We start from the raw sequence: 26,494 nt of genomic DNA, 5'->3' as shown, positions 1-26,494 counted from the left end.
CCCCCGGCATGGAGCTCAGCGCGCCGGTCGCGGACGCCGTCGGCGGCGCCGCGGAACTGGTCGCCGAGCTGGTCGGGGAAGAGATCGCGAGGCGCCCGCCACCGCGGGCCGGGAGGAGGAACGAGCATGCTGAAACGCCTGGTGGCCCTGGCGATGCTGGCAGGGGTGGCCGTGCTGGTCTACCAGTCCCTTCCCGACATCAAGCGCTACCTGAGGATACGGAGCATGTGATGCCCTGCCATGGCCTTCGGCGGAGGGTCGGGGCACCCGGCTCCTTCACCCCGGAGGCCGGGTGAGGGCCCGCGCCGCCGGCCGGCGTCCCACGTCCCCGGCCGGTCCGGCGCCGGACCGGCCGGACGACACGGGACCGGCCCCGTACGAGACGAGGTGAGACCAGCCATGCACGAGTTCGGGATCGCCGAGGCGATCCTCGCCGCGGTGGAGAAGCGGGCGGACGGCCGGCGGGTACGGCGGGTGCGCGTACGCGCGGGTGCCCTGCTCCGTGTCACGGAACCGATGATCAACCAGGCGTTCTCCATGGTCGCGGACGGGTCGGTGGCCGACGGCGCCCGGGTGGAGCTGGTCGTCGTCCCCGTCACCCTGACCTGCCGGTCCTGCGGGAGGAGCACCGCCTCCGCCGACCCCTTCGCCGTCTGCCCCGGATGCGGCGGCACCGATATCGACACCGAGGGCGGCGGGGATCTCGTCCTCGAATCCATCCAGATGGCGGAGGCGTCCCATGTGCCTGGGAATCCCCGGCGAGATCGTGGAGGTCCTCTCGGACCGTCCTGACCTCGCCATGGTCGACGTGAGCGGCGTCAAGCGCGCGATCAACATCGGCCTGCTGGAGCACGGGAGCGTCGTTCCCGGTGACTGGATCCTCATCCATGTCGGCTTCGCGCTCTCGAAGATCGACGAGGTGGAGGCCAAGGCCGCGCTCGACTTCCTGGAGAGCATCGGCCAGGCGTACGAGGACGAGATCGCGGCCCTGCGGGACTCCGTGATCGAAGAGGAGTGAGATCTGATGCGCTTCGTCGACGAGTACCGCGACGCCGCCAAGGCCCGGATGCTCGCCACGCGGATCGCCGCGCTGTGCGAGCCGGGCCGCGCGTACAAGTTCATGGAGGTGTGCGGCGGGCATACCCACACGATCTACAAGCACGGGCTGGAGGACTACCTTCCCGAGGCCGTCACTCTGGTGCACGGTCCCGGCTGCCCGGTCTGCGTCATCCCCATGGGGCGGGTGGACGACGCCATCCACATCGCCGAGCAGCCCGACGTGATCATGACGTCGTTCGGCGACATGATGCGGGTGCCGGGCGGGTGTGGCTCCTTCCTCGACGCCAAGGCGCGCGGCGCGGACATCCGGATGGTGTACTCGCCGCTGGACGCCCTGAAGATCGCCCGGCAGAACCCGGACCGGCGTGTGGTCTTCATGGCCATCGGTTTCGAGACCACCGCCCCGTCCACGGCGATGACCGTGCTGCGTGCCGAGGCCGAGGGGATCGGGAACTTCTCGATCTTCTGCAACCACGTGACGATCATTCCTGCGATCAAGGCGATCCTGGACTCCCCCGATCTGCGCCTGGACGGGTTCATCGGCCCCGGCCACGTCTCCACCGTGATCGGCTGCCGGCCCTACGAGTTCATCGCCCGCGACTACGGCAAGCCGCTCGTGGTCGCCGGCTTCGAACCGCTCGACGTGCTGTACACGGTCTACCGGATCCTCCTGCAACTGCACGGGGAACGCGCGGAGGTGGAGAACCAGTACTCCCGGGTGGTGCCGTGGGAGGGCAACCTCAAGGCGCTGCGTGCCATCGCCCGGGTGATGGAGCTGCGACCGTACTTCGAGTGGCGCGGACTCGGCTTCATCTCACAGTCGGCGCTCAGGGTCGCCGAGCGGTACGCCGCCTTCGACGCGGAACGGATCTTCCAGATCCCCGGCGGGCGGGTCGCCGACCCCAAGGCGTGCCAGTGCGGCGAGGTGCTCAAGGGTGTGCTCAAACCCTGGGAGTGCAAGGTCTTCGGCACCGCGTGCACCCCGGAGACCCCGATCGGCACATGCATGGTGTCCTCCGAGGGCGCCTGCGCGGCGTACTACAACTTCGGCCGGTTCTCACGCGAGCGCGTCAAGGAGGCGACCCGAGGATGAACCCCGGAAACCCCGTGGACACCGGGCACGCCGGGAACACCGGACACGCCGGACACGCCGGACACGCCGAGACCGCCGGGAGCCCCGGGCACGCCGAGACCGCGGGGGGCCCGCTGCGGGATCGGGAACGGCAGGTGCTGGACCGCATCGAGCGGGCGCGGCACCGCAAGGCGCGCGTGCGGGAGGACCGCGTCACCCTGGCGCACGGCGCAGGCGGCAAGGCGACGCACACCCTGATCGAGGCGGTGTTCCTGGAGGCGTTCCGCAACCCGCTGCTGGAGACGCTGGAGGACGGCGCCGTCACCGGCGGGCTGGCCTTCACCACCGACTCGTTCGTGGTCACCCCGCTGTTCTTCCCGGGAGGCGACATCGGTGACCTGGCGGTCAACGGCACCGTCAACGACCTGGCGATGTGCGGGGCCCGTCCCCGTTACCTGTCCGCCGCCTTCATCCTGGAGGAGGGCTTCCCCATCGCCGACCTACGGCGGATCACGGCCTCGATGGCGGAGGCGGCGCGGGTGGCGGACGTGCAGATCGTCACCGGGGACACCAAGGTCGTCCAGCGGGGCAAGGCCGACGGCTGCTACATCAACACCGCCGGTGTGGGCACGCTCGACCGGCCGGTCCGGCTGAGCGCCGCCGCGGCCCGGCCGGGCGACGCGGTCATCGTCTCCGGCCCCGTCGGCGAGCACGGCATCACCGTCATGCTCGCCCGGGGTGAGCTCGACATCGAGGCCGACCTGTCCTCCGACACCGCGCCGCTCAACGCCCTGACCGACCTGCTGCTGTCGGCCTGCGGAGACGGGCGGGTGCGTTGCCTGCGCGACGCCACCCGGGGCGGGGTGGCCACGATCGTGAACGAGATCGCCGAGTCCTCGCAGGTCGCCGTGGTGCTCGACGAGGACGCGCTCCCCGTCCGCCCGGCCGTCCGGGGGGCGTGCGAGCTGCTGGGGATCGACCCGCTCTACGTCGCCTGTGAGGGCCGGATGGTCGCGGTGGTGGCCGCCGAGGCCGCCGAGACCGCGCTGGGCGCCCTGCGCTCCCACCCGCTCGGCGCCGACGCGGCCGTCATCGGGCGGATCAACGACGACCCGCCGGGCCTGGTCCTGCTGAGGACGTCCTTCGGCGGTACCCGCATCGTCGACCTGCTGGTCGGCGACCCGCTGCCGAGAATCTGCTGAGAACGAACCATGAGGTGCCGGACATGAACGATGACCGCGAACCCGGGAGCCCGAGCCGGTTCGGCGACGAGGAGGAGGAACACGGCTACTCCCCCGACGTGGGCCGATCGAGCGAGGAGGTGACCCAGGCCGGCGACCGGGCCTTCCAGCCGCCTCCAGACGACAAGGGGGCGGGACGCGTCGTATCCGACGAGGAGCGCGCAGGCGTCTCGTCCGCCGACACGGAGCCCGCCTCCGCGCACGGGGTGGGCCCCAGCGAGAGCCGCAGCGGTGAGAGGATCGCCGCCACGGAGGGAGAGGACCGGGAGACGGCCGGGACCGAAGGCGCCGACCGCCCCTACGGCGTCTCCGAGCCCGGAGACTCCACCGGTGTCGGCTCCCCGAAGACCGTCGACGAGGAGAGCCCGCAGATGCCCGCCGGCGACCAGGGAGGATGACGCCGCCGGATGCCGTCGGTCAGCTCCGTGGAGGGAGATCGACGAATACGTCGAGGTGGTCGCGGAGCGTACGGCGTCCCGCGGCGGTGACGGTCACGGCCCGCCAGGTGTGTGCGTGCCGGATGTCCACGTGCTCGATCATCGCCCTCGACGCTTCGGCGGGCGCCGAAGCGTCCGGGTCCTAGCCTCCCCCCATGAACATCGTGTCTCGCAGCGCCCGGCCCGCAGGGGCGGCCTCCGCCCACCTGGCGATCGAACCGAGCATCTTGTACTTCGGCACTCCGGTGGTACTCCTCTCCACGGAGAACCAGGACGGCTCCTTCAATCTCGCCCCGATATCCTCCGCCTGGGCGCTCGGGTGGACGGTCGTGCTCGGTCTGGGAAGCGACGGGCAGACCGCGCGCAACCTGAGCGACCGGCCCGACCTGGTGATCAATCTGCCCGGTCCCGCGCACTGGCCGGCGGTGGAGCGGCTGGCGCCGCTGACAGGCCGCAGCCCGGTGCCCTCGACCAAGGCGCCGGGGTGCCGGTTCGAGGCGGACAAATTCGCCGCGGCCGGCCTGCACGGCGAGCCCTCCCACCGGGTCCGGCCGCCCCGGGTCGCCGAATGCCCCCTTCAGCTGGAAGCCCGCGCCGAGCTGATACGGCCGGGTGCCTGCGGGGAGTTCGTCATCGTCGAGGCCGCCGTGCGGAAGGTCCATGCCGACCCTCGTATCGTCGTTCCCGGCACCGACCACGTCGACCCCGCCGCCTGGAGCCCGCTCATCTACAACTTCCGCCACTACTTCGGGCTCGGCCCGGAACTCGGCCACTCCTACCGCAGCCGGACCTCCCACGGCTCCGGGAGCCACGTGGAGATCGTCTAGCGCGGGAAGACGATCGTCTTGTGCCCGTCGAGCAGGACGCGCTGTTCGCTGTGCCAGCGGACGGCGCGGGCCAGCACCTGGCACTCGACGTCGCGGCCGATGGCGGCCAGGTCCTCCGGCGAGTGGGTGTGGTTGACCCGGGCGACCTCCTGCTCGATGATCGGCCCCTCGTCCAGGTCGGGGGTCACGTAGTGCGCGGTCGCGCCGATCAGCTTCACACCGCGGGAGTACGCCTGGTGGTACGGCTTGGCGCCCTTGAACGACGGCAGGAACGAGTGGTGGATGTTGATCACGTTACCGGCGAGCTTGGCGCAGAGGTCCTCCGACAGGACCTGCATGTAGCGGGCGAGCACCACCAGGTCGGCCTGGTAGTGGCCGACCAGGGTCAGCACCTCCTGCTCCTGCTTTGCCTTGGTCTCCGGGGTGACCGGCAGGTGGTGGTAGTCGATGCCGTACGACTGGGTCAGCGGCCGCATGTCGGGGTGGTTGGAGACGACGGCGACGATCTCGATGTCGAGCAGGCCGGAACGCGTCCGGTAGAGCAGGTCGTTCAGGCAGTGGCCGAACTTGCTGACCATCACCAGCACGCGCGGCTTGACGGAGGCGTCCCGGAGTTTGAAATCCATGCCGAGTTCGGGGGCGAGCGCGGCGAAGGCCGCGCGGAGCTCCGCGTCGGGCAGCGGGGAGGAGAACTGCACCCGCATGAAGAACCGCTCGGTCACGGCATCCCCGAACTGCTGGCTCTCGATGATGTTGCATCCCTTCCCGGCCAGGAGACCGGAGACGGCGGCCACCACCCCGGGACGGTCCGGACAGGACAACGTCAACACAAACTCGGCCCTGGAACTCATGCCTTCACCCTCGGAGAGGTCGGATCGTACGGTGTTTTCCGCCTGACCTGGGCAGAGTACAGCGAGCCGGGGCCCCGCTTCCGCACTGTCACGGCAGATGACCGCGCGCGGGCCCGTCCCGGGGCCCGGCCGGGCGGAACGACGGGACAGAACGGTGAAATGGAACGGTGGGCTCGCGCACGGCGTCATGGAACGCGGACGGCGGACTCGCGCACGATGTCATGGAACGCGGATGGCGGGCTCGCGCACGGCGTCATGAACGCGGACAACGCCGTGGAGCCCGGACGAGTGGTGATGGTAACGTCCCGGGCCTGTGGACGACATTCAGCCCGATGACCGGCCGGCGGCCAGGGTGGTCTGCGTGGACGGAACAGGCCGGGTGCTCCTGCTGCACTGGCGCGACCCCGTCAGCGACCGGAGTCTGTGGGAGCCGCCGGGCGGCGGGATCGACCCGGGTGAGACGCCCTTCGAGGCCGCGCGGCGGGAGTTGGCGGAGGAGACCGGCCTGCCGTCCGAGGCGGTGCTGGACCGTTGGGTGCCGGTTCACCGCGACTTCCGCTGGCTCGGCACCCACTATGTCAAGACCGAGCGTTTCTACCTGGCCAGGTTCGAGGACACTCCCGAGGTGGTCCCGGAGGCGTTCACCGCCGAGGAGAACGTGACCTACCTGGGTTTCGGCTGGTTCTCGACCCGGGAGATGGCCGGTCTTCACGACCCCCTGGAGCCCCCGGACCTACCGGAGGTGGTCTCCCGCGTCATCCGGCTGGGATGAGACGCCACGGATGGAAAACATCCCTACGGGGACGACGATCCTCCCCTTCGGGGGAGAAACTCCACCCCGGCCTGCCGGGTACTGACATGTCCCCCGCGGCTCCTCCGGCCCCAGGCCGGGGCTCGGTCAGTAGAGCGCCGCGTGCCTTCACCGCTTCGGCCTCGGGCACGACCTCTCGACCGGGCCCCTCCGCGACCGCACGGAGGGGCCCGCCCGAGCCGAGGTCCGCGACGGAGGAAGAGGACGCGGCGGGTGTCGCCCGCCTCCCCGCGGCCGGAAGGCCACTCGATATCGCTGTTCTCAGAACCTCGTCATTGCGTCAAGGTAGACATGGCGGGCTCCAGATTCTTTTCTCCGTAAATCACTACGCACCCTCCACGCTCCTCACGGCGGATCTCCCGCCAGCCGAACTTGCGGTACATCTCCATCGCGGCGGGCTGGTTGAGGGTGGTGTCACCGCGAAGCCGCGCGTAGCCGAGCTCGGCGGCCCGCTCCTCCAGGGCGACGACCATCTGGGCACCGAACCCGCGCCGCTGGAACTCAGGGTGGACGCGCATACGGCACATCTCAGCCGTCGTGTCGTCGATCCGGCGCAGGCCGCCCATCGAGACGATGCGTCCGCCCGGGATCTCCCCCACCAGGAAGTCTCCGCGGTCGGCGAGGTAGACCTCGTGGATCCGCGGGAAATCGTCCTCGTAGTAGACACCGTCTCCTGGTGCGAGGCCGACCTGCGCCAGGCAGATCTGGTGCAGCGCCCACACGGATTCGAGGTCGGACCAGCGGTAGCGCCGCAGCCTGGGCCTCAACTACTCCCACCCCCACCCGGCGGTTCCTCTGCCGGCGAGGAGCGCAGCACCTCCAGATACGCCCTGAGCCCCACATGACCGGGGGCCTTCGCCTCCACCTCCCGGGCGATCTCGTGGGCACGTTGCATGAGGATGTCGGGCCGGCACCCTTCGCCCAGCCCCGCGAGCGTGCGGCGGGCGATGGCCAGCGCCTCGTCCACGTCACCCTCGAGCAGCCTGCACCTGGCCCGGTCGAACTTGATCAGGGTCGGGTCGAGCCAGTCGCCCGGGGCGTACTTGGTCAGCGCCTGCTCCAGGATGAGGTCGGCCTCCATCGCCTGGCCGAGCTTCACCAGGGCGTCTCCCTGATGGAAGTAGAGCTGGCGCTCGGTGTAACCGAACGCGGCGTCGTCCTGTTCGCGGGCGGCCATCTGGGAGAACGCGGTCCTGGCACGGGACAGCGCCCGCTTGGCCTGGTCGACCACCTCCTTCTTGCCCGCCCCGGACAGCATCGCCAGCGCGCGCGCCTCGACCACCGGGGCCATGGCCTGGGCGGCGCAGGGGGTCTGACCGGCCAGGTCGCGGCTCTTCTTGGCCAGGTTGAGCGCCTCGCGCGGGTCACCGTAGTAGAGCGGGACCAACGCCTCCCTGGCCGTGACCCACGCGCGCAGCGCCCGGTCGCCGGTCTCGTCGGCGGCCGTCCGGCCGGTCCGGAAGAACGACCGGGCGAGCCGATGATCACCGAGGTTAACCATGATCATCCCACTCAGCCCGGCAAGCTGGGCCGCCATCCGGCACAGGCGTTCCTGCAGGTCGACGGGCTGGTGCCGCTCCATCGCCTTGCGCACCGCGCTGAACTCCAGCAGTACGTCGCACAGCAGCCGCAGCGGCGGGGTGCTCATGTACTGACGGCCGAACCCGATGGTGGCTTCCTCCCACTGATCGAGCATCGCGGGTGAGACGGAGGCCGACACGAGCGTGTCGTCCATTCGCCGGCGGATACTCTCCACCGATCCAAGTACCTGCCCGTCCAGCGCGACGGCGCCGCCGGCCAGGAGCTGTAAAAGCGTCCTGCGTAGCACGTTCTCGTCCTCCTCGCCCCCATCCGCCGAAGGGTTGCCGCCGACCGGATGGATCAGCAGCTCGCGCGGGCCGGGGGAAGTGTCGGGTCTTCCTTGCTGGAGGTCGCCTCGGACCACACCGGGCATCTTGTGACCGTGGCCGCAGATGCACGGGCCGTCGTATCCGAGGGAGGCCGGTTCGACCCGGTAGGCGGAGCACAGGTAATGGAGGTATTCGGGCCCCGGCCGCTTCAGCCCGCTTTCGTAGGCGGACAGGAGCGTCTCACCGATCCCGGGCGCCGACTTGCCGTCGCGTTCGAACAATGCCCGAATCTGTTCGATAACGTCCGCGAGAGCAACGCCATGCGCAAGGCGGTGACTTTTGATCCGTGTGGTCCCGAATTGAGGGCTGCATTTCTCGTGAATCTCCTCGGCTATCTGCGCCGAGGTTCTTCCGGCGGCCAGGCCCCTGGCCCGGATCCGCCGCGCTAACTCCGTCTCCCTGTGCTGCCTGCCGGACATACCGGCCCCTCTCTCGTGGCCAGCTGGGCTGGCTGGCACACTTGTCCCGACCGGTCCTTTCCTCGCTGACCCAGTGTGATCCATCTGTCGCACTGCGCCCACCGAGAATAATGGACCACACTTGACTCACCGAGAACGCGCTAATAAAGCCATCGGCTAAGGATCGTCCACCGCCGGACTGCTTCTTTCAACCTACTTGGCAGAAGGCCCACCCTGAACTGCGTTTTCCCTCCGTTGACCCATCGGCCCGGGTGAGTCATCTTTGGCGAACAGCACCGAATGCGTGACCGAGCAAACACGATTCGGCGCCGCCACGAAAACCACGAGGAGGGACGAAGGTGGGGGAAGACGACTTCCGGCACCTGGAGCGACTGGTGTCAGAGCTTGACTCCCGCGGTCTGCACGCCCGGGTGGTACGGACCCAGTCGGGACGTGCGTTCGTCCGTGTGATCAACCCGAACGCGACCAGCCTGGCGGAGAACGTCACCTGCCGAGCGCAAGCCGCCCCCAGCCAGCGGGACATGTACTACTGGTGGTCCTGGGGCGAGCGGATGCACACGGTGGAAGACCCCGCCGGCGCCGCGACCAAGGTCGCACGAGTGCTCGCCGCGGTGGGAGAGTGAGGTGACCGTCGTACCGGACGTCTTCGACACGCCCGGTACGACGAGCCCACCGCGGCTCGACGGGACCGGCGGGGTGACCCGGTGCGGAGCGTCCTCGGACGCTGGGCACCCCGCCGGCCCCGGACATGTGACGGACTTCACGCACAGGGCCCCATCGGCCTCCGCGTCCGGAGTCCGCCCCCTTCCCGGCCCGGTTCCCCGGGAGGCGCCGCATCCAGGGGAACCGGCTCCCGCGAGCCGGAACGGACACGTCTTCGGAAGGGCCGGAGCCCGCGACCACCGCCCCCGCCGAAGCCCATAAACCGCTGCACAGCAGCACAGAACGCCGCCCGGTCTCCCGTCCGGGCGGTGACCGGAGGGATCCCTCTCGGGAACGGATCGGACACGCTTCCGGGTGCGTGTCCGATCCGGGCCGACCGTCGCCGGAGCGTCCCGGCCCACCCCCGCGGCCTTGGGCCGGACGTCCCCGTCTTCCCCGGCGTGATGTGACGGCGGCCGGTTCGATCGGCAATATGAGTAGGTCGGCTGACTTGCCCGGCTTGCCGATCGAACCGATCCGAGAGGGATCCGCTCCGTGTCACTGTCCACCCCTACACCCGTCCCCACCCCCGTCCCCAGCCTCGCTCCCGTCCCCACCCCCAGCGTCAGCCCGACCTCGGTCCTCGACCCCGGTGTGCAGGACCTCCTCAACATGGGCGCCGGCTTGACCAAGGGCTGCGGTGACGGAGGTGGACCGATCTGCGACGTCGTACAGCTCCTCGTGCCGGTGACCTGGGCGGCTCCCGTGATCGCGGGCGTCATCGCCATCGTGCTGATCGTGGCGATCGCGCTCCTCGCGCGCAACGTGGTCCACCGGCTGATCAACCGCGTGGTGCGCCGGGCGTCGTCCGGCCGCGCGTCGCTGGCGGGCCGACTGCGCAGGGACACCTCGCCCCCCGAAGGGCTGGACATGATCGCGGTGGAGCGGCGCCGGCAGCGGGCCGAGACCATCGGCTCGGTGCTCAGGTCCATCGCCTCGATCATCATCCTGGGCACCGCCGTGCTGACCGTCCTCGACCGGCTCACGGTCCCCATCGCCCCGCTGCTGACCAGCGTCGGCATCGTGGGCGTGGCCATCGGCTTCGGCTCCCAGGAACTCGTCAAGGACTTCATCGCGGGCATGTTCATGCTCCTGGAGGACCAGTACGGCGTCGGCGACGTGATCGACGCCGGCCCCGCGGTCGGCACGGTGGAGGCGGTCACCCTGCGCATCACCCGGCTGCGTGACATCGACGGCCGGGTCTGGTACATCCGCAACGGCACCATCACCCGCGTCGGCAACGAGTCGCAGGGCTGGTCCCGTGCCGCGGTCGACGTGCCGGTGGCCTACGCCGCCGACGTCCCCGTGGTCCGTGACCTGCTCAAGGAGGTCGTCGGCGAGATGTGGAACGACCCCGCCCTGCGCGCCGTCATCGTCGAGGAGCCGCAGGTCTGGGGCATCGAGCAGATCTCCGAGACCGCCGTCGTCTTCCGGATCAGCGTCAAGACCCTGCCCGCCAAGCAGGCCGAGATCGCCCGCGAACTGCGTGTCAGGGTCAAGGCCGCGCTGGACGGCGCCGAGATCCCGATCGCCGCCTGACGTCAACTAACCTGGAAGGCGTGTCCGCTATCCCTGAGGAAACCCAGTCCTTCTACGACGCCGTCGGCGGTGAGGAGACCTTCCGGCGTCTCGTCCACCGTTTCTACGAGGGGGTGGCCACCGACCCCCTGCTCCAGCCGATGTATCCCGAAGACGACTTCGAGGGAGCCGAGGAGCGGCTGCGCCTGTTCCTCATCCAGTACTGGGGCGGCCCCAACACCTACAGCTCGCAGCGCGGCCACCCGCGCCTGCGCATGCGCCACAACCCGTTCGTGATCGGACCGGCCGAGCGCGACGCCTGGCTCGGGCACATGCACGACGCCGTGGCCTCGCTGGACCTCCCCGACGAGTTGGAGAAGCGCCTGTGGGACTACCTCGTCTACGCGGCGCACAGCATGGTCAACGCTCCCGGCGAGTAACACGCACGCATAAACACCGCCGGGGCAGGGCAGCCCATGCACATGGAAACCCCCTGGTGGCGTGATGCCGTCGTCTACGAGATCTATGTTCGCAGCTTCGCCGACGCCTCCGGAGACGGCGTCGGCGATCTGCCCGGCATCCGGCAACGCCTGCCGTACCTCGCCGAGCTCGGCGTGGACGCGATCTGGCTGACTCCCTTCTACCGCTCCCCTATGGCCGACGGCGGCTACGACGTGGCCGACTACCGCGACGTCGACCCGCTCTTCGGCACACTCGCCGACTTCGACGAGCTCGTCGCCGAGGCGCACCGGCTCGGGCTCCGAGTCCTGGTGGACATCGTGCCGAACCACAGTTCCTCGGCCCACGAGTGGTTCCAGGCGGCGCTGCGCGGCGAGGGACGCGACCGGTACGTCTTCCGCGACGGCGGCGACCTCCCTCCCAACAACTGGCAGTCGACCTTCAGCGGGCCGGCGTGGTCGAAGACCCCCGACGGACAGTGGTACCTGCACCTGTTCGCCCCCGAGCAGCCCGACTTCAACTGGCGCAACCCCGAGGTGCACGCCGAGTTCCTCGACGTGCTGCGGTTCTGGCTCGACCGCGGGGTGGACGGGTTCCGGATCGACGTGGCCATGGGCCTGTACAAGGCCGAGGGCCTGCCCGACACCCCGCCGGAGGACCAGGCGTTCAAGGCCGAGTCTCCGATCTGGGGGCGGCCCGAGGTGCACGAGGTGTACCGCGAGTGGCGCAAGGTCCTCGACTCCTACGACGGTGACCGGATGGCGATCGGCGAGGTCTGGACCGACTCGGCCGAAGACCTCGCCCTCTACGTCCGGCCGGACGAGCTGCACCAGAGCTTCAACTTCGCCTGGTTGCAGGCCCCCTGGTCGGGGACGGCGTTCCGGAAGGTCATCGACGACACGCTCGCCGCGGTGACCGCCCCCACCTGGGTGCTCTCCAACCACGACGTGGTCCGCCACGTCACCCGGTACGGCGAGGGCCTGGACAACTCCACGACGGGGCTGGCCCGCGCCCGCGCGGCGCTGCTGGCCATGCTCGCCCTGCCCGGCTCCGCCTACCTGTACCAGGGGGAGGAGCTCGGCCTGCCCGAGGTGACGGACCTTCCCGCCGAAGCCCGGCAAGATCCGATCTTCGCCCGTTCCGGCGGGGAACTGGCCGGTCGCGACGGCTGCCGGGTACCCGTCCCCTGGTCCGGCGCCGCCGAGCCGTACGGCTTCTCTCTTGACGGGGCACGGCCTTGGCTGCCGCAGCCGGTCGAGTGGGCCGCGCTGTCCGCCGAGCGCCAGACGAACGACCCTGGATCGACGCTCAACTTCTACCGGGACGCCCTGCGCATCCGCCGCGAGCTGCGCGGCACACTCCCCGGCGAGATCACCTGGCTGGACTCCCCGCAGGACGCGCTCTTCTTCAGCCGCGGCGCACTGACCTGCGTCATCAACTGCGGCACCGAACCGGTGCAGTTGCCCCCGCACGACCGGGTCCTGCTCGGCAGTGCCCCGGTCGAGGGACACCTGCTCCCGCCGGACACCGCCGCCTGGCTGTTCACTCCCGGCGCCTGACGACGGCGCACCCCGGCCCGTCACGGGACGGGCCGGGGTGCCCGGCGGCGGTGTCCCCGATCCCCGCGGCCACTACGCCCCGATCGTGCCCGGCTCACGTGCCCGACCCCGGCCTCGTTCCCGGCTCACGTGCCCGACGCGCCGGGACGGGGGCGTCGAAGCGCCGGGCACGTGAGCCGGGAGACTACTCGGCGGCGAACCTGTGCAGGTAGGCGAGCTCGTCCTCGGTGAACCGCCGAGGCTGGGCACGTTCGACGTCGTATGCGACGAGCACCGAGCGGGCCTGGACGAAGACCCGCTGATCGTCGCGGATCTCGTACGCCAGGGAGAAGCGGACCGGCCGGATCTCCGTCACCCACGACTCCACGCGGACCGGATCGGGGCGGAAGGTGAGCGGACGCCGGTAGTCGATCTCATGCCGGGAGACCACGAGCCCCTTGAACGGCGCGTTCCCCTCCCGGTGGGGGTCGACGAGGAACATCGCCTGCCGCGCGTCTTCGAGGTAGTCGAAGAACCGCACGTTGTTGACATGGCCCAGCGAGTCGATGTCGGCGAACCGCACTGCCCTGGGGAACACGTGCCGACGCCCCCGGCCGACGGTCTCCGCGACGTTCTGTCCAACCACACCCAGAACCGTAGCGAGCCCTAGGCACCGCCTGTACGGCGGGGTGCCGAGGGCTCGTCGAGGACGTGCTCCGCTCGCGGCCGGGCTGCCTCCGGCCGCGAGCGAGGCCGGCCGACCACGGCTAGACCGTCACTGACCGGGCCGGTCACCGACCGCGGCCGGACCGGCGCCGACCACGAGCGAGGTCAGTCGCGGCTCGAACGGGTCGGCTGCCGGCCACGAGAGAGATCGACCACCGACCGCGGCCGGACCGGCGCCGACCGCGAGCGAGGTCAGTCGCGGGTGAGCTTGCGGTAGGTCACACGGTGCGGCCGGGCCGCGTCGGCGCCCAGACGCTCGATCTTGTTCTTCTCGTAGTCGGCGAAGTTGCCCTCGAACCAGAACCAGTTCGAGCCTTCCTCCCAGGCGAGGATGTGGGTGGCGATGCGGTCGAGGAACCACCGGTCGTGGGAGGTGATGACCGCGCAGCCCGGGAAGTCGAGCAGGGCGTTCTCCAGGCTGGAGAGCGTCTCGGTGTCGAGGTCGTTGGTGGGCTCGTCGAGCAGCAGCACGTTGCCGCCCTGCTTGAGGGTGAGCGCCAGATTGAGCCGGTTACGCTCGCCACCCGACAGGACGCCCGCCTTCTTCTGCTGGTCGGGCCCCTTGAACCCGAACGCGGCGATGTAGGCGCGCGACGGCATCTCCACCTGGCCGACCTTGATGTAGTCGAGCCCGTCGGAGACGACCTCCCAGACGTTCTTGGTGGGGTCGATGCCGCCGCGGCTCTGGTCGGCGTAGGAGATCTTGACGGTCTCGCCGATGACGATCTCGCCGTTGTCGGGCGTCTCGCTTCCAGTGATCATCCGGAACAGGGTCGTCTTGCCGACACCGTTCGGGCCGATGATGCCGACGATGCCGTTGCGCGGCAGGTCGAAGGAGAGATTGTCCATCAGGAGACGGTCTTCGAAGCCCTTGGTGAGCTTCTCCGCCCGGATCACCGTGGTGCCCAGACGCGGGCCCGGCGGGATCTGGATCTCCTCGAAGTCGAGCTTGCGGTACTTGTCGGCCTCGGCGGCCATCTCCTCGTAACGCTGCAGACGCGCCCGGCTCTTGGTCTGACGGGCCCTGGCGTTGGAGCGGACCCACTCCAGCTCCTCCTCCAGGCGCTTCTTGCGCTTGGCGTCCTTCTGGCCCTCCAGCTTAAGCCGCGCGGCCTTGGCTTCCAGGTAGGTGGAGTAGTTGCCCTCGTAGGGGTGGCAACGGCCCCGGTCGAGCTCCAGGATCCAGTTGGCGACGTTGTCCAGGAAGTAGCGGTCGTGGGTGACGGCCAGGACGGTGCCCGGATACTTCTCCAGGTGGGACTCCAGCCACTGGACGCTCTCGGCGTCGAGGTGGTTGGTGGGCTCGTCGAGCAGCAGCAGGTCGGGCTGCTCCAGCAGGAGCTTGCACAGCGCGACCCGGCGGCGCTCACCACCGGAGAGCTGGGTCACCTGGGCGTCCGGCGGGGGGCAGCGAAGGGCGTCCATCGCCTGCTCCAGCTGGCTGTCGAGATCCCAGCCGTTGCGGTGGTCGAGCGCGTCCTGGAGCTTGCCCATCTCCTCCAGCAGCTCGTCGCTGTAGTCGGTGGCCATCAGCTCGGCGATCTCGTTGAACCGGTCGAGCATGGCCTTGGTCTCGGCGACGCCCTCTTCGACGTTACCGAGAACGGTCTTGGATTCGTTGAGGGGGGGCTCCTGCTGGAGCATTCCGACGGTGAAGCCGGGCATGAGCCGGGCGTCGCCGTTGGACGGCTGCTCCAGGCCCGCCATCATCTTCAGCAGCGTCGACTTTCCGGTGCCGTTGGGGCCCAGGACACCGATCTTGGCGCCCGGCAGGAACGACAGCGTCACGTCGTCGAGGACGACCTTGTCACCGTGGGCCTTGCGCACGCGCTGCAGTGTGTAGATGTACTCCGGCATGCCTCCTAGTTTAGGGCCTGGTGACTTCAGCTAGGGGCGGTCTCGGAACCCGGCCGCCGGGCCGGGGGAACCGTGGCGGCGGGCAGGCAGATCTGGTCGCGACCCAGCTCCTTGGCCCGATACAGGGCCAGGTCGGCCGCGGCGAGCAACTCGATCAGATCGTCACCGTGCACGCTCATGATCGCCACACCGACCGAGATGGTCACGGTGATCATGTTGTCGTCGGCGGGGACCGCCATCCGGCCCACCCGGAAGCGCAGCCGCTCGGCGACCCGGCGGGCCTCGGTCACGTCGGCTCTGGGCAGCAGGACGACGAACTCCTCGCCGCCGAAGCGGCCCACGACGTCGTAGTCGCGAAGCTGGTTGCGGATGGTGTCGGCCACCCCGATGAGGACCTGGTCGCCGACCAGGTGGCCGTAGGTGTCGTTGACCCGTTTGAAGTGGTCGATGTCGACGATCAGCAGGGCGAGCGTCTCGCCGGTGCGGCGGGCTCTGACGATCTCGGTGTCGGCCTCACGCTGCCAGGCCGCGGCGTTGAGCAGCCCGGTCTTGAGGTCGGTGCGGGCCGCCGCCTGCAGCTGGGCGTGAAGCAGGGTGCGCTGGAGCAGCACCACGGGCGGCAGCGCCAGCAGCAGGAGCGCCAGGTTGATCCCGCCGATGATGGAGACGATGACGCCCAGGCAGAGCTCGACGACGTCGAGGAGGAGGCTCTCGCGGTCCCACAGGACCTCGCGCCAGCGGCTGTCGGGATCGGCGGTGTGCGCGGCGATGGCGATCAGCGCGGTGTTGATCACGGTGAACAGCACGGCGCAGCCGACGGCCATCAGGATCGACACCCCGTCACCCCGGCTCAGCGCGTTCGGATCACCGACGGTGCCGTGGAAGAGCAACGAGGCCGCACCTCCGGCCAGGCCGATCGCGGCCGAGCTGAAGACCCGCCGGTAGACGACCGTCGCGCGCACCCGTTTCTGCAGCAGGAACTGAAAGGGGATGGGCGCGAGGAGCGCGTACAGCGGTGGCAGGAGCAGTGCGGCCGGCAACCACCACGCGGAGAGCAGGTCACGGGAGACGCCTGCGGGCATGCCCAGCCGCCGGGTCGCCTCGATGCAGACTGCTCCACACGCCATCAGCGCCGCGAACGTGAGCACGTCGGACCATCGGAAATCACCGGTGACCGCGAAGAACACGATCGCGGCGGTATCCAACATCACGATTCCGCAGAGGTAGCCAATCAGCGGGCGGCGTTGCGCCAGCAAGGGCCACCGGTCGGCCAAGGACGTCACGCCGTCACGTGACTTGACCGAGGTATGACTGGAAGCCGCCATGTCGTCCCCCTCTCCGACTAACGATGTGTAACACAATAGTTGCGGAGTGTGCGCTGCGCGATGGGAACCGCTACCTTGGGCGGAGTGGGTCGGCTTGTCGGGTGACCCACGATCTGCAAACCGCTCGCCCGCGAGCGGGCCGTGTGGGGAAGGAGCAGCCATGCTGCGGGGTGTGACCTGGACCTGAAGGTGTCTCGGCACCTGACGGGTGTCTCGGCATCTGACACGGGCAAGACCATCGGCCGGTATTCCGGCGCTACCGCGTTCACCTGGCGAGGCACCGACCACGTCCGGCCGATGCCCCTCACCCCCTGCCCTGTCACGAGACCATGACCGCCCTGTCGCAGGCCCATGAGCCATCGCCCGTCTGACGGCTCCCGGCCGGGCGTCCGTCCGGCTCCCAGCCACGTCGTTCAGTCCGAAACCGCGCGCTCCAGCCCCCGGCGGAATGTTTCCGCCGGGGGACGCGTGTTCTTCCCGCCCTCCCCGCCGGGCTGCCGGGACGCCCCGGCCGCGAGGACGGGTCAGGCCGCCAGGCGCTCTTCGAAGGGCCAGGGTGTCTCCTCCGGATCGGAGACGACCTCGTTCTTCTCCTGTTCCGTGGCGGAGCGTCTGGCCGCCGCACCCCTCGGTGCTCTCCGCCTGGCTGCCGCGATGTCCTGCGGCTGCGGAACGTCTGCCGCCGAGCCCGCGGCCACCTCACCTGCGGCGGTTCCGGCGGCGACCGATTCCGCGGTGGCGGCCCCGGCCCCGGCCGCCTCCGCGCGCGATGCCCGCGCACCGGCCGTGGACGGCCCGTCAGCGAAGCCGGCGGCGACAGTCGCCGGAGAACCCGGAGTGGCCGGCGAACCCGGTGCGTCCTCCGGAACGGGGACACCGCCGCTCATGGCCCAGTCGGACGTCTCGCGGTCGAGCTCGATCCGCTCGTCGCGCCCCAGCAGCGGGGCCGTCCCGCCACGCTGGGGCTTGTCGAAACTGCCGACGCCCCAGCGCAGGTCGTGGCCGAGCGCGTTGGCCTCCACCTCAGGCATGAAACGGCGCTCGCCTTCGTGGACGAACTCACGGATTCTCAGCCTGCCCTGGACGACGATCGGCTGGCCCAGCTGAACCGACCGGACGACGTTGTCGGCGAGGCCCCGGAAACAGCGGACGCCGAAGTAGGTGGTCTCGCCGTTGCGCCACTGCTGGTTCTCACGGTCGAAGTATCGGCTGGTCGAGGCCACTTTGAGCGAGGTGACCCGGGAACCGTCGGGGAAGGTGTGCTGGCGCGGCGGAGCCGCGATGTTACCGGTCAGCGTGACGTGGATGTCGTTCATCGTGCCTCCCATGGAGCCGGCGGGCTGCCGGCGGCTTGGAAGACACGATGGCCCGTCCTGCCCCCCACACGAGGAGCAGAACCGCGTTCTGTGGATGACCGTCGGCCGAGAGCACGGCCTGTGGACAACCGGGCCGATCAGTCGTGGACGGCGCGCACCGCCGAGTAGAACTCGTTATAGCGGGCCAGCTCGCGCTCCACCGGTTCGATGACCATGCTCTGGGCGATCCCCGCGACCCTGCGGCGCATCTCCCGCTCCATGCCCTCCCGCTCCGTCCCCGCGCCGAGCACGATGAAGTTGCGGCTCGCCACGGCGGTGAGCGCGCCGAGCCCGAGGACCGACAGCACCATCAGCCCCACCCACGGCAGGGACGCGGCGTCGGCGAACAGCCCGAGGGCGGCCGGCGGGTTCGCCGCGCCGAACACGCCGTAGACGAGTGCGGTGCCGATCCAGGCGAGACCCGCCACGAAGAGCCCGACCAGGAGGTACTGCCAGACGAGGAGCGCCCGCCACCAGCCGGGAACCCGGTCGAGGCGCGGGGCGACCTCGGTCAGCTCCTCGGCGAGCGCCTCGGGCAGCTGCGCCGAACGCGACCGCGCGGCCTCACGGACACCGTTCCGCCACGCCTCGTGCATGCCGACGGTCAGACCGTCGGCGAGCGCTTGGATCGCGGCGTCCACCTCGGCCGGCTGCGCGCTGACCGATCCGCCGATCCCCCGGATCTCGTCCCTCAGGTCACCCAGGCGCAGGCTCTTCAACGGATCGGGGCGGAGCCCGGCGATCCAGCGGGGGTAGGGCCAGCCGACCCACTCGGCGGATCGCGCGGCGTAGACGTTCTCCATCGCCTCGCCGATCGCGGGCACGCCGACCGCGTCGCACAGGGCGTCGGCCAGACCGATCCGGCGGGCGTCGTCGATGGAGGAGGGCGGGACGGGAGCGTCCTGCACGGGCATGGCCTTCACCAGCCGGCGGGTCAGCCGGTCGAGGTCGGCCTCCAGTCGCTGGACCGCGGCCCTGCGGTTGGTCACGGCCTCGGCGATGACCGCCTTGAGGTTGTCGACGCCCTGGCCGGTGGTCGCCGAGGTGGCGACGATGACGGGGTTCTCGACACCCTCGCGGCGCAGCAGACCGTCGAGGTCGGCCATGCACTCGGCCAGTTCCTCCGGTTCGAGCCGGTCCGCCTGGTTGAGCACGAAGACCGTCACCGCCTCGTGACCCGCCAGGTCGGTCACGTAACGGCGGTGCGTGGAGGCGTCGGCGTACTTCTGCGGGTCGAGCACCCACACGACGAGGTCGGCGACCTGGATGAGCCGATCGGCCTCGTTGTCGGTCAGCGCCCGGATGGAGTCGTGGTCGGGCAGGTCGAGGAGGATCAGTCCGTGCAACTGGCTCTCCCCCCGGTCCAGAGCGCTGGCCCGGGCGAAACGGTGCCGCCACTGGATCTTCAGCCAGTCGAGCAGCGGGCCCGCACCCTCCAGCCCCCAGACGCAGGCGTGGGTGCGGGCGGTGGTCGGGCGTCGCACACCCGTCGGCGACAGCTCCAGGCCGGAGACCGAGTTGAACAGCGTCGACTTTCCGCTGCCCGTGCCCCCGGCGAGGGCCACCACGGTGTGCTCGGAGGAGAGCTTGAGCCTGTCACCGGCGCGCAGCAGCAGCCTGCCCGCCTCGGCGAGGAGTTTGGGATCGACCCTGCCCGGCCCCAGCTCCACGATCCGGGCGAGCGCGGCGAGCCGGCTGCCGAGACCCTGGCGCGTCTGGGTGGTGCCAACACTCATCGGGCGACCTCAAGGTTGTACGTTGCCTGGTAGAGGCGGGTGGCGGCGGTTTCGTCGGGGATGCCGGCGCTGTCGAGGGCCTGGACGTAGCGCATGATCTCCTCGTCGAAGAGCAGGCCGATCCGGGCGCGCAGGTCGCTGCGGGCCTTGCCGCCGATGTTGCGCAGTGACTCGGCGCCCAGCAGGGCGTGCACCAGCCGCCCCGGCAGGGTGCCCGCGGTCCCCTCCACCGGGGTGGAGTCGTTGCCGAGCAACCCGATGGTCAGGATCAGCGACAGCGACTCCGCGTCGAAGGAGATCACCCGGGCCACGGACCTCTTGGTCACGCCCTCGGTCCGGATCAGTTCGGTGATGTGGTCCTGCCACGCGGCGACGGTACGGCCGGTCCTGCGCGCGATCTCGTCGGAGGCGTGGCCGAGACCCGGCACCGCCGACAGGAGCTCCTCGGCGCCGGGACGCTGCAGCCAGCGCGCGGCGGCCTCCTCCGCGGCCCGTTGGGCGGCTGAGACGACGACCGACTCCAGTCCGGCCCGCAGCGCGGCCTTCAGCGCGGTGAGTCGCTCGGGCGTCTGCCGGACGGCCTTGGCCCCCAGGCGTCCGGGTTTGCGCAGGTGCAGAGCTCGCATGAGGTCGCCTGACCCGGCGAAGTCCTGCCAGCGGGCGAGCACCTCGCCGCGGAGCAGCGAGCCGTCCCCGGTGTTCCGTTCGATCCCGGCGAGCGCGCGCGCGTAGGCGCCGTCCACATCGCCGCGCAGCTCCCTCCGGAAGGCGACCTGCATCTCCATGTGCTTGGCGAGGGCGGGGACGCGGGTGCGGAAGCTGTTGAGCACGCCGTCCAGGGTCGCCCGCACGGCCTGCTCGCGGCGCCGCTCGTCGACCGACAGCTCGGTCAGCCAGCGCCGTAACTCGGCGACCTCGTCGTCGGGGAGCATGCCGTCGGTGACCTTGCCCTCGTTGATCACGAACCGGTCGACCTCGCCGAGGCCGTACTCGGTGAGCATCCGGACGAAGTGCTTGGTGACCACCTCTCGGGATCTCGGGGGCACCCGGGAGAGCACGATGGCCAGCCGGGCCCCGCGCTCCTTGGCCAGCCGGAGGAGCCGCCAGGCCGGGGCGTCGGCGTACCGGGCGGCGGTGGTGACGAAGATCCACAGATCGGCCGCGTCGAGCATGCGGTGGGCGGTCTCGTGGTGTTCCTCGACGACGGAGTCGATGTCGGGGGTGTCGAGCAGGGCCACGCCGGGAGGGATGTCCTCCGCGGAGACGAGCACGATACCGCCGGTCGTCCCGGGGGTGGGTTCGCCGAGCCGCCGGAGACCGCCGAGCAGGTCGCCTTCGGCGAACCACTCGTGGTCGTCCGGGTGGCAGACCAGGATCGGTGTGCCGGTGGTCGGGCGGCGTACGCCGGTCGCGCTGACCCCGGACTTGGCCAGGGAGTTGACGAGCGTGGACTTGCCCGCGCCGGTGGAGCCCGCGATGGCGATGAGCGCGGGAGAGGCGCTCGTACGCACCCTGGGAACGACATAGTCGTCGAGCTGGGCGAGGATCTCGCCCTGCACCCGCCTGGCCTCCTCGGCACCCGGCAGGTCGAGGCCGAAGCGGAGGTCGGTGACTCCCGCGCGCACCGCTGCGAGCGCGGTGGTCAGCGCCTCGGCGGCGGAGTCGGGCAGGGGCGTGTCGAGCACCCGCCCGGTGCGCGCCTTCCCCTCCTCCGCGTCCGGGCCGGTCCCTTTTCCGGCGGCGGGTTGCTGTGCGCCTTCGCCCGTCCCGTCCTTCACGGGCCCGTCAGCCCGAACCTTCCCGGCGTGGTCACCGTCCCGGACGCCCCCGTCCCCGGCCGAGCCGGCGTCCTCGGCGACCATCGTCCCGGCGGGCCCGTCATCCTGGGCGACCGCGTCCTTCGCGGACCCGTCACCCTCGGCCACGTCTTCGGCGGGGTCACCGTCCTGGACTCCCTCGTCCTCGGCGGGTCCGGTGTCCTCGGCGACAACGTCCTCAGCGGGCTCGCCGCCCCGATCGGCCGCGTTCTCCGCCTCCATGTTCTCCGTGGACCCGCCGTTCTGAACGGCTACGTCCTCCGCGACCTCATCGGCGCCTTCCCCGTCCTGAACGGACCCGTCGCCGGCGGGCCCGTCTCCCCGGGCTTCGGGCGCCTTTCCGTCCCCGGGTTCGCCGTCCGCCTCGTCCGCGGTGCCGGGCACCGCCTTCCGGCGGGCGTCCACCGACGCCGTCACGCTCCGGGTGTCCTTCACCGGGCCGTCGTTCCCGGTGACGGGCCCGATGACGGTTTCGGGGGCGGTGACGGGCCGGGTGATGGTTTCGGCCTTCTCGGCCACGTCGGTGCCCGGATCGGACACCCGTCCAGCGCGCAGCGGCGGCGCGGTGGCTGGTGCGGTGGCTGGCCCAGTGGCCGGCACGGTGGTCGGCCCAGTGGCCGGCACGGTCGTCGCCGGGCCGGTCGGCGGTGTCCTGGGGGCGGGCTTGAGCGCCGGCGGCGGCTGCGCGACGTGCGGGACCGCGGACGCCGGCGTGGGATCCGGAGGGGCGGGCTTGGAGTTCTGGGGGGCGGTCTTGGCGGCGGTAATGGCCGCGATGGTGGCCTGGGCGGCGGCCGCGGCGGCGTGGAACGCCGCCATGGCGTCCTCGCCCGCGGCCCCACCGGGTGCGGACGACCGGCCGGGTGCCGGAGCGCCCGGCCGCGCCGGGGCACCGGGATCGGGGCGTGAGACGGCGGCGGCCGGGGGGCGGATGCGGCCGCTGGGGGCGCCGTCGCCGGGGCGGATGGCGCCGAAGGTCACCGTCTGTTCGCCGGCGGATTCGGCGTCACCCGGCGGCGCGTCGCCGGACGGCTCCGGCGGGCCGCCGGTGGGGCGAGGGTCACGACCCCCCGGACGAGGGGGCCCGTTACCAGGCGACCTCACGGTACTCGCTCCGCTCGAACCATCTCGACCTCCTGGCCGACCTTCACGACATCGCCGACGATCACGATCGCAGGTGGCCGGATCCCAGCCGCGCTCACGCGCTCCGCCACGGTGGAGAGCGTGGCGTAAAGAGCTCGCTGGGTGGGAAGAGTACCGTCCTGTACCACCATTACGGGAGTTTCCGGCGAACGTCCCTCGTGAATCAGCGTTTCGGCGATCACCCCGATCCGTTCCACGGCCATCATGAGGACCAGCGTGCCGCCGGATCGCGCCAGGTTGGGCCAGTCGACGGTGGACTTCTCGTCACCCGGCGGGACGTGCACCGAGACGACATGGAATTCCTGGCTCACCCCGCGGTGGGTGACCGGCACGTTCGCCGCGGCGGGTACCGCGACCGGGCTGGTGATCCCGGGGACCACGATCACCGGAATGCCCTCGCGTGCGCAGGCGAGCATCTCCTCGCCGCCCCGGCCGAAGACGAACGGGTCGCCGCCCTTGAGCCGGACGACGAACTTGCCCTGCTTCGCGTGCTGGATCAGCAGCTCGTTGATCTTCTCCTGGGCCAGGTAGCGGCCATAGGGGATCTTGGCGGCGTCGATCAGCTCCACGTCCGGGGACAGCTCGTCGAGCAGGGCCTGGGGGGCGAGGCGGTCGGCCACGACCACGTCGGCCTGGGCGAGCAACTGCCGGCCCCGGACCGTGATCAACGCGGGGTCACCCGGCCCGCCACCGACGAGGGCGACGCCGACCGGCTTCGCGCGGTTGCGCCGGGCGTCGACCGTGCCGTCGCGGAGCGCGTCGACGACGGCGTCCCTGATCCCGGCCGCCCGGCGGGGGTCGCCGCCGGCGGTGACCGCGACGCTGATCTCGTCCACCTTGCCGCTGGCGGGGGTCCAGGCCGCCGAGGCGTCCCTGTCGTCGGCGCGCACGCACCAGATCCGCTTGGCCTCGGCCTCGGCCGCCACCGCGGCGTTGACGGCGCGGTCGTCGGTGCACGCCTGGACCAGCCAGGCGCCGTCCACGTCACCGACCTGGTACGGCCTGGCTTCCCAGGTCACACGACCGCTCGCGATGAGGTCGTCGAGGGCGTGCGTGACACTCGTCGAGACGATGGTGACCAGGGCACCGGCGTCGAGCAGCGCCGGAACCCGCCGCTGGGCGACGCGCCCCCCGCCCACGACGAGCACCCGCCGCCCGGAGAGACGCAGACCGAGCAGGTAGGGCGACATGGCGGAAGATCTCCCGTTCGCGAAGAATTGTGAAGCATGGCGTGTTAAGAGGTAAACCTACCGGTTGGTGGCGGTCTCTTCGCTGCCCCGTACCCGCACGGGCGACGTGCGGGCCGGCCGCGACCGGCGGGGTGGGCTCGGGCCTTCTCCAGGTCAGGCCTCCTTCTCGGTCACACCGGCGGAGTCGAAGGTCGCCACCTCCCGCATGGCCCTGACCGCGGCGCAGACCAGCGGGTGGGCGAGCAGGCCGCCGGTTCCCTCACCGAGCCGGAGCTCCAGCTCGACCAGGGGACGCAGACCGAGGTGGTCGAGCGCGACGGCGTGGCCCGGTTCGGCCGACCGGTGCCCCGCCACACAGTGGTCGACGGCGGCCGGTGCCAGCGCGGCCGCCGCGAGGGCCGCCGATCCCGCGATGACGCCGTCCAGGATCACCGGCACCCCGCACGCCGCCCCGCCCAGGATGAACCCGGCGATCGCCGCGTGCTCCAGGCCGCCGACCGCGGCCAGCGTCTCCAGCGCGCCCGCTCCCGAGGGGACGCCCTGCGGACCGGCCAGCCCGTTCACCCGCAGCGCCTCGCGGACCACGGCGACCTTGCGCGCCAGGGTCTCGTCGTCGGCACCGGTGCCCCTGCCCGTCACGACCGCGGCGTCGTGCCCGGTGAACGCGCAGATCAGCGCCGCCGAGGCGGTGGTGTTGGCGATGCCCATGTCGCCGGTGACGAGGCAGCGGGCTCCGGCGTCGACGAGGTCGCGCGCCACGGCGATGCCGGCCTCCAGCGCGGCGGTCGCCTGCACGGCGGTCATCGCGGGCCCGCGGGACATGTCGGCGGTGCCGTAGGCGACCTTGCTGATCCTCAGGCCGGGTGCGGGGTCGAGGTCGGCGGCGACGCCGACGTCCACGACCGTCACCGAGGCGCCGACCTGGGCGGCGAAGGCGTTGGCGACGGCGCCGCCGGCGAGGAAGTTGCCGACCATCTGCAACGTGACCTCCTGCGGCCACGGGCTCACTCCCTGAGCGTGCACGCCGTGGTCGGCGGCGAAGATCGCCAGAGCCGGAGGCGTCGGGAGCGGCGGAGGACTGACCGCGGAGGCCCCGGCCAGCCGTACCGCGACGTCCTCCAGCGCGCCGAGGGCACCCCGCGGCTTGGTGAGGCGGTCCTGGTGCGCGCGGGCCTCGGCGACGGCCGCCGGGTCGGCGGGACGGATCGCCGCGATGGTCTGCTCAAGGATGGTCATGTGATCCAGTGTCCCCCGGAAACGATGTTCCGGGGAGTTCCAGTGAAAGGTCACGCCGAGGTCACCGAGCGGAGTCACCAGGTGATGCCGCTGAGCGCCTCCTCGTAGCGGTCGATGACCACGTCGGCCAGGCCCTCGCAGTCGCCGATGACGTCGGCGCAGCGGACGTCCAGCTCCGGGTGGCCCGCGGCGTAGGCCATGGCCTGGGCCCAGACGCGGTCGAGCACGCCGCCGGCGAACAGCAGGTAGGGCACCACGATCACGCGCCTGGCGCCGAGCCGGCGGCAGCGCTCGATGCCTCCGGGGACGCCGGGTGGGGTGAGGGAGACGAAGGCCGTCTCCACGGTCAGGTACTCGTGGGCGTGGGTCTCCCAGAACAGACGGGAGACCCGGTGCACGTCGGCGTTCGTCTCGGGGTTGGTGGAGCCGTCGCCGACCAGGACCACGGCTGTCTCACCGATCTCGATGCGCTCCGGTTCGTCGTCGAGCGGCCCCGCTGCGGCGGGCACCAGGCGGAGGCTGGCGACCTCGGCGGCGGCGTCGGCCAGGCGCTCGGCGAGCAGCGCGAGAACGCGCGGGTCGGAGCCGAGAGGACGGCCGTAGTCGCAGGTGAGCATGGGGTGCTTGTCCTGCTCGCGCGCCATCGCGGAGGGGATGTCGGCACCGAGCCAGACGTCTCCGGTGAGGCTCATCGGCTGGACCACCATCCGGTGGTGGCCACGCGCGACCAGCGAGGCGACGGAGTCGCTGAGGCGCGGTCTGGCCTTGGCGATGTAGCCACCGGAGACGTCGGCCGCCGTCTGGTCCAGACGGCATCGGAGCCGATGGACGAACCTACCGAATTCAGCGGACCCGCTGTCATCGTTCGAGCCCTGCCCGATGAGCAGCAGCGGCGGTTTCATGGAAACAGGACTCCAATGACCTTGACCTGGGGATACGCAGTGGCGACTCGCGAGGATATCCGATGATGCCACGGCGTGGACAGGTAACGGACGGGTAAAGTCATGCGATTTTCGAACGGGTGCCACGGGCGGGCGGCGAACGAGGAGATGCCGGGCGGGCGGTGAACGGGCGGGCGCCGGACGGGCAGCGGTGATCGCCGGCGCGGCGCCGACCGCCGGAGGTGTGGCGCTCACCACCACGCCCGCGATCAGCCGGGAGGTCTGGGTCGCATGCCCTGGGACGCTAGCCGTGTTCGTGGGAGAGGTCCAGTGCGGCGCGCGCCGGCGGGCGGCCGGGCTCACCGCGACGCGGACCACCCGACA

At 70.9% G+C, this 26,494-nt stretch carries 25 protein-coding genes; 12 read left to right on the top strand and 13 right to left on the bottom strand.

What is annotated here, in order from left to right; translation table 11 throughout:
- The first annotated feature begins 126 nt into the window (after window positions 1–126).
- The 6 genes from F4562_RS36710 (at window position 127) to F4562_RS25040 (ending at window position 3,770) form a co-directional block, all read left to right on the top strand.
- Entirely contained in the window at window positions 127–231 is a 105-nt protein-coding gene (locus tag F4562_RS36710) for a DUF6893 family small protein (protein ID WP_376770957.1), read from the top strand.
- A gap of 168 nt (window positions 232–399) precedes the next feature.
- On the top strand, window positions 400–792 hold the full coding sequence (locus F4562_RS25060; RefSeq protein ID WP_184540855.1) for a hydrogenase maturation nickel metallochaperone HypA/HybF: 393 nt from the start codon (window positions 400–402) through the stop codon (window positions 790–792).
- Window positions 767–1,018: a HypC/HybG/HupF family hydrogenase formation chaperone gene (locus F4562_RS25055; RefSeq protein WP_375782465.1), complete on the top strand. Its 252-nt coding sequence runs from the start codon at window positions 767–769 to the stop codon at window positions 1,016–1,018. Before F4562_RS25060 ends, F4562_RS25055 begins: the two co-directional genes overlap by 26 nt.
- Window positions 1,019–1,024: 6 nt before the next feature.
- Window positions 1,025–2,152 (top strand): hydrogenase formation protein HypD, encoded by a 1,128-nt coding sequence (gene hypD / locus F4562_RS25050; RefSeq protein WP_184540857.1) that lies wholly within the window; start codon window positions 1,025–1,027, stop codon window positions 2,150–2,152.
- Window positions 2,149–3,333, top strand: coding sequence for a hydrogenase expression/formation protein HypE (gene hypE, locus F4562_RS25045; protein ID WP_184540858.1), 1,185 nt, complete (start codon window positions 2,149–2,151; stop codon window positions 3,331–3,333). Before hypD ends, hypE begins: the two co-directional genes overlap by 4 nt.
- Before the next feature lie 23 nt (window positions 3,334–3,356).
- Window positions 3,357–3,770 (top strand): hypothetical protein, encoded by a 414-nt coding sequence (locus F4562_RS25040; protein WP_184540859.1) that lies wholly within the window; start codon window positions 3,357–3,359, stop codon window positions 3,768–3,770.
- Window positions 3,771–3,789: 19 nt separating this feature from the next.
- Here F4562_RS25040 and F4562_RS35965 read toward each other — a convergent pair whose 3' ends face one another.
- Window positions 3,790–3,912 carry a hypothetical protein gene (locus F4562_RS35965; RefSeq protein ID WP_260315914.1) on the bottom strand — a complete coding sequence of 41 codons (123 nt, stop codon included), beginning with the start codon at window positions 3,910–3,912 and terminating at the stop codon, window positions 3,790–3,792.
- A gap of 52 nt (window positions 3,913–3,964) precedes the next feature.
- On the opposite strand from F4562_RS35965, the gene F4562_RS25035 reads away from it, so the two are divergent.
- Window positions 3,965–4,636 carry a flavin reductase family protein gene (locus tag F4562_RS25035; protein WP_184540860.1) on the top strand — a complete coding sequence of 224 codons (672 nt, stop codon included), beginning with the start codon at window positions 3,965–3,967 and terminating at the stop codon, window positions 4,634–4,636.
- On the opposite strand, the gene purU is transcribed toward F4562_RS25035, so the two are convergent.
- The gene (gene purU, locus F4562_RS25030; RefSeq protein ID WP_184540861.1) at window positions 4,633–5,487 is read right to left on the bottom strand and encodes a formyltetrahydrofolate deformylase; all 855 of its coding nucleotides are present in this window, start codon (window positions 5,485–5,487) and stop codon (window positions 4,633–4,635) included. The two genes, F4562_RS25035 and purU, sit on opposite strands and share 4 nt — an antisense overlap.
- Window positions 5,488–5,800: 313 nt before the next feature.
- Here purU and F4562_RS25025 point away from each other — a divergent pair, with 313 nt between their 5' ends.
- Complete coding sequence (locus F4562_RS25025; protein WP_311733934.1) at window positions 5,801–6,259, top strand: NUDIX hydrolase; 459 nt, start codon at window positions 5,801–5,803, stop codon at window positions 6,257–6,259.
- Window positions 6,260–6,570: 311 nt separating this feature from the next.
- Here F4562_RS25025 and F4562_RS25020 read toward each other — a convergent pair whose 3' ends face one another.
- Window positions 6,571–7,065 (bottom strand): GNAT family N-acetyltransferase, encoded by a 495-nt coding sequence (locus F4562_RS25020; protein WP_184540862.1) that lies wholly within the window; start codon window positions 7,063–7,065, stop codon window positions 6,571–6,573.
- Window positions 7,062–8,627, bottom strand: coding sequence for an NsdA family TPR-like regulatory protein (locus F4562_RS25015; protein ID WP_184540863.1), 1,566 nt, complete (start codon window positions 8,625–8,627; stop codon window positions 7,062–7,064). The genes F4562_RS25020 and F4562_RS25015 overlap by 4 nt, the downstream gene beginning before the upstream one ends.
- A gap of 374 nt (window positions 8,628–9,001) precedes the next feature.
- On the opposite strand from F4562_RS25015, the gene F4562_RS25010 reads away from it, so the two are divergent.
- The 4 genes from F4562_RS25010 (at window position 9,002) to F4562_RS24995 (ending at window position 12,865) form a co-directional block, all read left to right on the top strand.
- Window positions 9,002–9,250: a hypothetical protein gene (locus tag F4562_RS25010; RefSeq protein WP_312872167.1), complete on the top strand. Its 249-nt coding sequence runs from the start codon at window positions 9,002–9,004 to the stop codon at window positions 9,248–9,250.
- Window positions 9,251–9,824: 574 nt separating this feature from the next.
- Entirely contained in the window at window positions 9,825–10,868 is a 1,044-nt protein-coding gene (locus tag F4562_RS25005; protein ID WP_311733935.1) for a mechanosensitive ion channel family protein, read from the top strand.
- A gap of 20 nt (window positions 10,869–10,888) precedes the next feature.
- Entirely contained in the window at window positions 10,889–11,287 is a 399-nt protein-coding gene (locus tag F4562_RS25000) for a globin (RefSeq protein ID WP_184540865.1), read from the top strand.
- 42 nt (window positions 11,288–11,329) lie between these two features.
- Entirely contained in the window at window positions 11,330–12,865 is a 1,536-nt protein-coding gene (locus tag F4562_RS24995; protein ID WP_184540866.1) for a glycoside hydrolase family 13 protein, read from the top strand.
- 184 nt (window positions 12,866–13,049) lie between these two features.
- Here F4562_RS24995 and F4562_RS24990 read toward each other — a convergent pair whose 3' ends face one another.
- The 9 genes from F4562_RS24990 to F4562_RS24950 form a co-directional block, all read right to left on the bottom strand.
- On the bottom strand, window positions 13,050–13,490 hold the full coding sequence (locus F4562_RS24990) for an acyl-CoA thioesterase (RefSeq protein ID WP_311733936.1): 441 nt from the start codon (window positions 13,488–13,490) through the stop codon (window positions 13,050–13,052).
- Between the two features lie 272 nt (window positions 13,491–13,762).
- Window positions 13,763–15,427, bottom strand: a complete 1,665-nt coding sequence (gene ettA, locus F4562_RS24985; protein WP_184540867.1) for an energy-dependent translational throttle protein EttA — start codon at window positions 15,425–15,427, stop codon at window positions 13,763–13,765.
- Between the two features lie 26 nt (window positions 15,428–15,453).
- A complete protein-coding gene (locus tag F4562_RS24980) occupies window positions 15,454–16,635 on the bottom strand; it encodes a GGDEF domain-containing protein (RefSeq protein ID WP_246473554.1) in 1,182 nt (393 codons plus the stop codon).
- A gap of 641 nt (window positions 16,636–17,276) precedes the next feature.
- On the bottom strand, window positions 17,277–18,068 hold the full coding sequence (locus F4562_RS24975) for a single-stranded DNA-binding protein (protein ID WP_184540869.1): 792 nt from the start codon (window positions 18,066–18,068) through the stop codon (window positions 17,277–17,279).
- A 137-nt stretch (window positions 18,069–18,205) separates the two neighbouring features.
- Window positions 18,206–19,843, bottom strand: a complete 1,638-nt coding sequence (locus F4562_RS24970) for a GTPase (RefSeq protein ID WP_184540870.1) — start codon at window positions 19,841–19,843, stop codon at window positions 18,206–18,208.
- A complete protein-coding gene (locus F4562_RS24965) occupies window positions 19,840–22,641 on the bottom strand; it encodes a GTPase (RefSeq protein WP_311733937.1) in 2,802 nt (933 codons plus the stop codon). Before F4562_RS24965 ends, F4562_RS24970 begins: the two co-directional genes overlap by 4 nt.
- Window positions 22,642–22,760: 119 nt before the next feature.
- The gene (cobA, locus tag F4562_RS24960) at window positions 22,761–23,993 is read right to left on the bottom strand and encodes a uroporphyrinogen-III C-methyltransferase (RefSeq protein WP_184540871.1); all 1,233 of its coding nucleotides are present in this window, start codon (window positions 23,991–23,993) and stop codon (window positions 22,761–22,763) included.
- Between the two features lie 153 nt (window positions 23,994–24,146).
- On the bottom strand, window positions 24,147–25,229 hold the full coding sequence (gene cobT, locus F4562_RS24955; protein ID WP_184540872.1) for a nicotinate-nucleotide--dimethylbenzimidazole phosphoribosyltransferase: 1,083 nt from the start codon (window positions 25,227–25,229) through the stop codon (window positions 24,147–24,149).
- A 74-nt stretch (window positions 25,230–25,303) separates the two neighbouring features.
- Window positions 25,304–26,131 (bottom strand): sirohydrochlorin chelatase, encoded by an 828-nt coding sequence (locus F4562_RS24950; RefSeq protein ID WP_184540873.1) that lies wholly within the window; start codon window positions 26,129–26,131, stop codon window positions 25,304–25,306.
- Between the last annotated feature and the right edge of the window lie 363 nt (window positions 26,132–26,494).

The organism is Streptosporangium becharense, from assembly GCF_014204985.1.
GTDB lineage: Bacteria > Actinomycetota > Actinomycetes > Streptosporangiales > Streptosporangiaceae > Streptosporangium > Streptosporangium becharense.
The sequence above is the reverse complement of the archived record's forward strand: the minus strand, read 5'-3'. Positions and strand labels throughout refer to the sequence as shown.

What these genes read in the sequence shown, in the direction of transcription:
- F4562_RS36710 (WP_376770957.1), top strand. Translation starts at nt 127, where the DNA reads ATGCTGAAACGCCTGGTGGCCCTGGCGATGCTGGCAGGGGTGGCCGTG.
- F4562_RS25060 (WP_184540855.1), top strand. Translation starts at nt 400, where the DNA reads ATGCACGAGTTCGGGATCGCCGAGGCGATCCTCGCCGCGGTGGAGAAG.
- hypD (WP_184540857.1), top strand. Translation starts at nt 1,025, where the DNA reads ATGCGCTTCGTCGACGAGTACCGCGACGCCGCCAAGGCCCGGATGCTC.
- hypE (WP_184540858.1), top strand. Translation starts at nt 2,149, where the DNA reads ATGAACCCCGGAAACCCCGTGGACACCGGGCACGCCGGGAACACCGGA.
- F4562_RS25040 (WP_184540859.1), top strand. Translation starts at nt 3,357, where the DNA reads ATGAACGATGACCGCGAACCCGGGAGCCCGAGCCGGTTCGGCGACGAG.
- F4562_RS35965 (WP_260315914.1), bottom strand. Translation starts at nt 3,912, where the DNA reads ATGATCGAGCACGTGGACATCCGGCACGCACACACCTGGCGGGCCGTG.
- F4562_RS25035 (WP_184540860.1), top strand. Translation starts at nt 3,965, where the DNA reads ATGAACATCGTGTCTCGCAGCGCCCGGCCCGCAGGGGCGGCCTCCGCC.
- purU (WP_184540861.1), bottom strand. Translation starts at nt 5,487, where the DNA reads ATGAGTTCCAGGGCCGAGTTTGTGTTGACGTTGTCCTGTCCGGACCGT.
- F4562_RS25015 (WP_184540863.1), bottom strand. Translation starts at nt 8,627, where the DNA reads ATGTCCGGCAGGCAGCACAGGGAGACGGAGTTAGCGCGGCGGATCCGG.
- F4562_RS24995 (WP_184540866.1), top strand. Translation starts at nt 11,330, where the DNA reads ATGGAAACCCCCTGGTGGCGTGATGCCGTCGTCTACGAGATCTATGTT.
- ettA (WP_184540867.1), bottom strand. Translation starts at nt 15,427, where the DNA reads ATGCCGGAGTACATCTACACACTGCAGCGCGTGCGCAAGGCCCACGGT.
- F4562_RS24980 (WP_246473554.1), bottom strand. Translation starts at nt 16,635, where the DNA reads ATGTTGGATACCGCCGCGATCGTGTTCTTCGCGGTCACCGGTGATTTC.
- F4562_RS24975 (WP_184540869.1), bottom strand. Translation starts at nt 18,068, where the DNA reads ATGAACGACATCCACGTCACGCTGACCGGTAACATCGCGGCTCCGCCG.
- F4562_RS24970 (WP_184540870.1), bottom strand. Translation starts at nt 19,843, where the DNA reads ATGAGTGTTGGCACCACCCAGACGCGCCAGGGTCTCGGCAGCCGGCTC.
- cobA (WP_184540871.1), bottom strand. Translation starts at nt 23,993, where the DNA reads ATGTCGCCCTACCTGCTCGGTCTGCGTCTCTCCGGGCGGCGGGTGCTC.
- cobT (WP_184540872.1), bottom strand. Translation starts at nt 25,229, where the DNA reads ATGACCATCCTTGAGCAGACCATCGCGGCGATCCGTCCCGCCGACCCG.
- F4562_RS24950 (WP_184540873.1), bottom strand. Translation starts at nt 26,131, where the DNA reads ATGAAACCGCCGCTGCTGCTCATCGGGCAGGGCTCGAACGATGACAGC.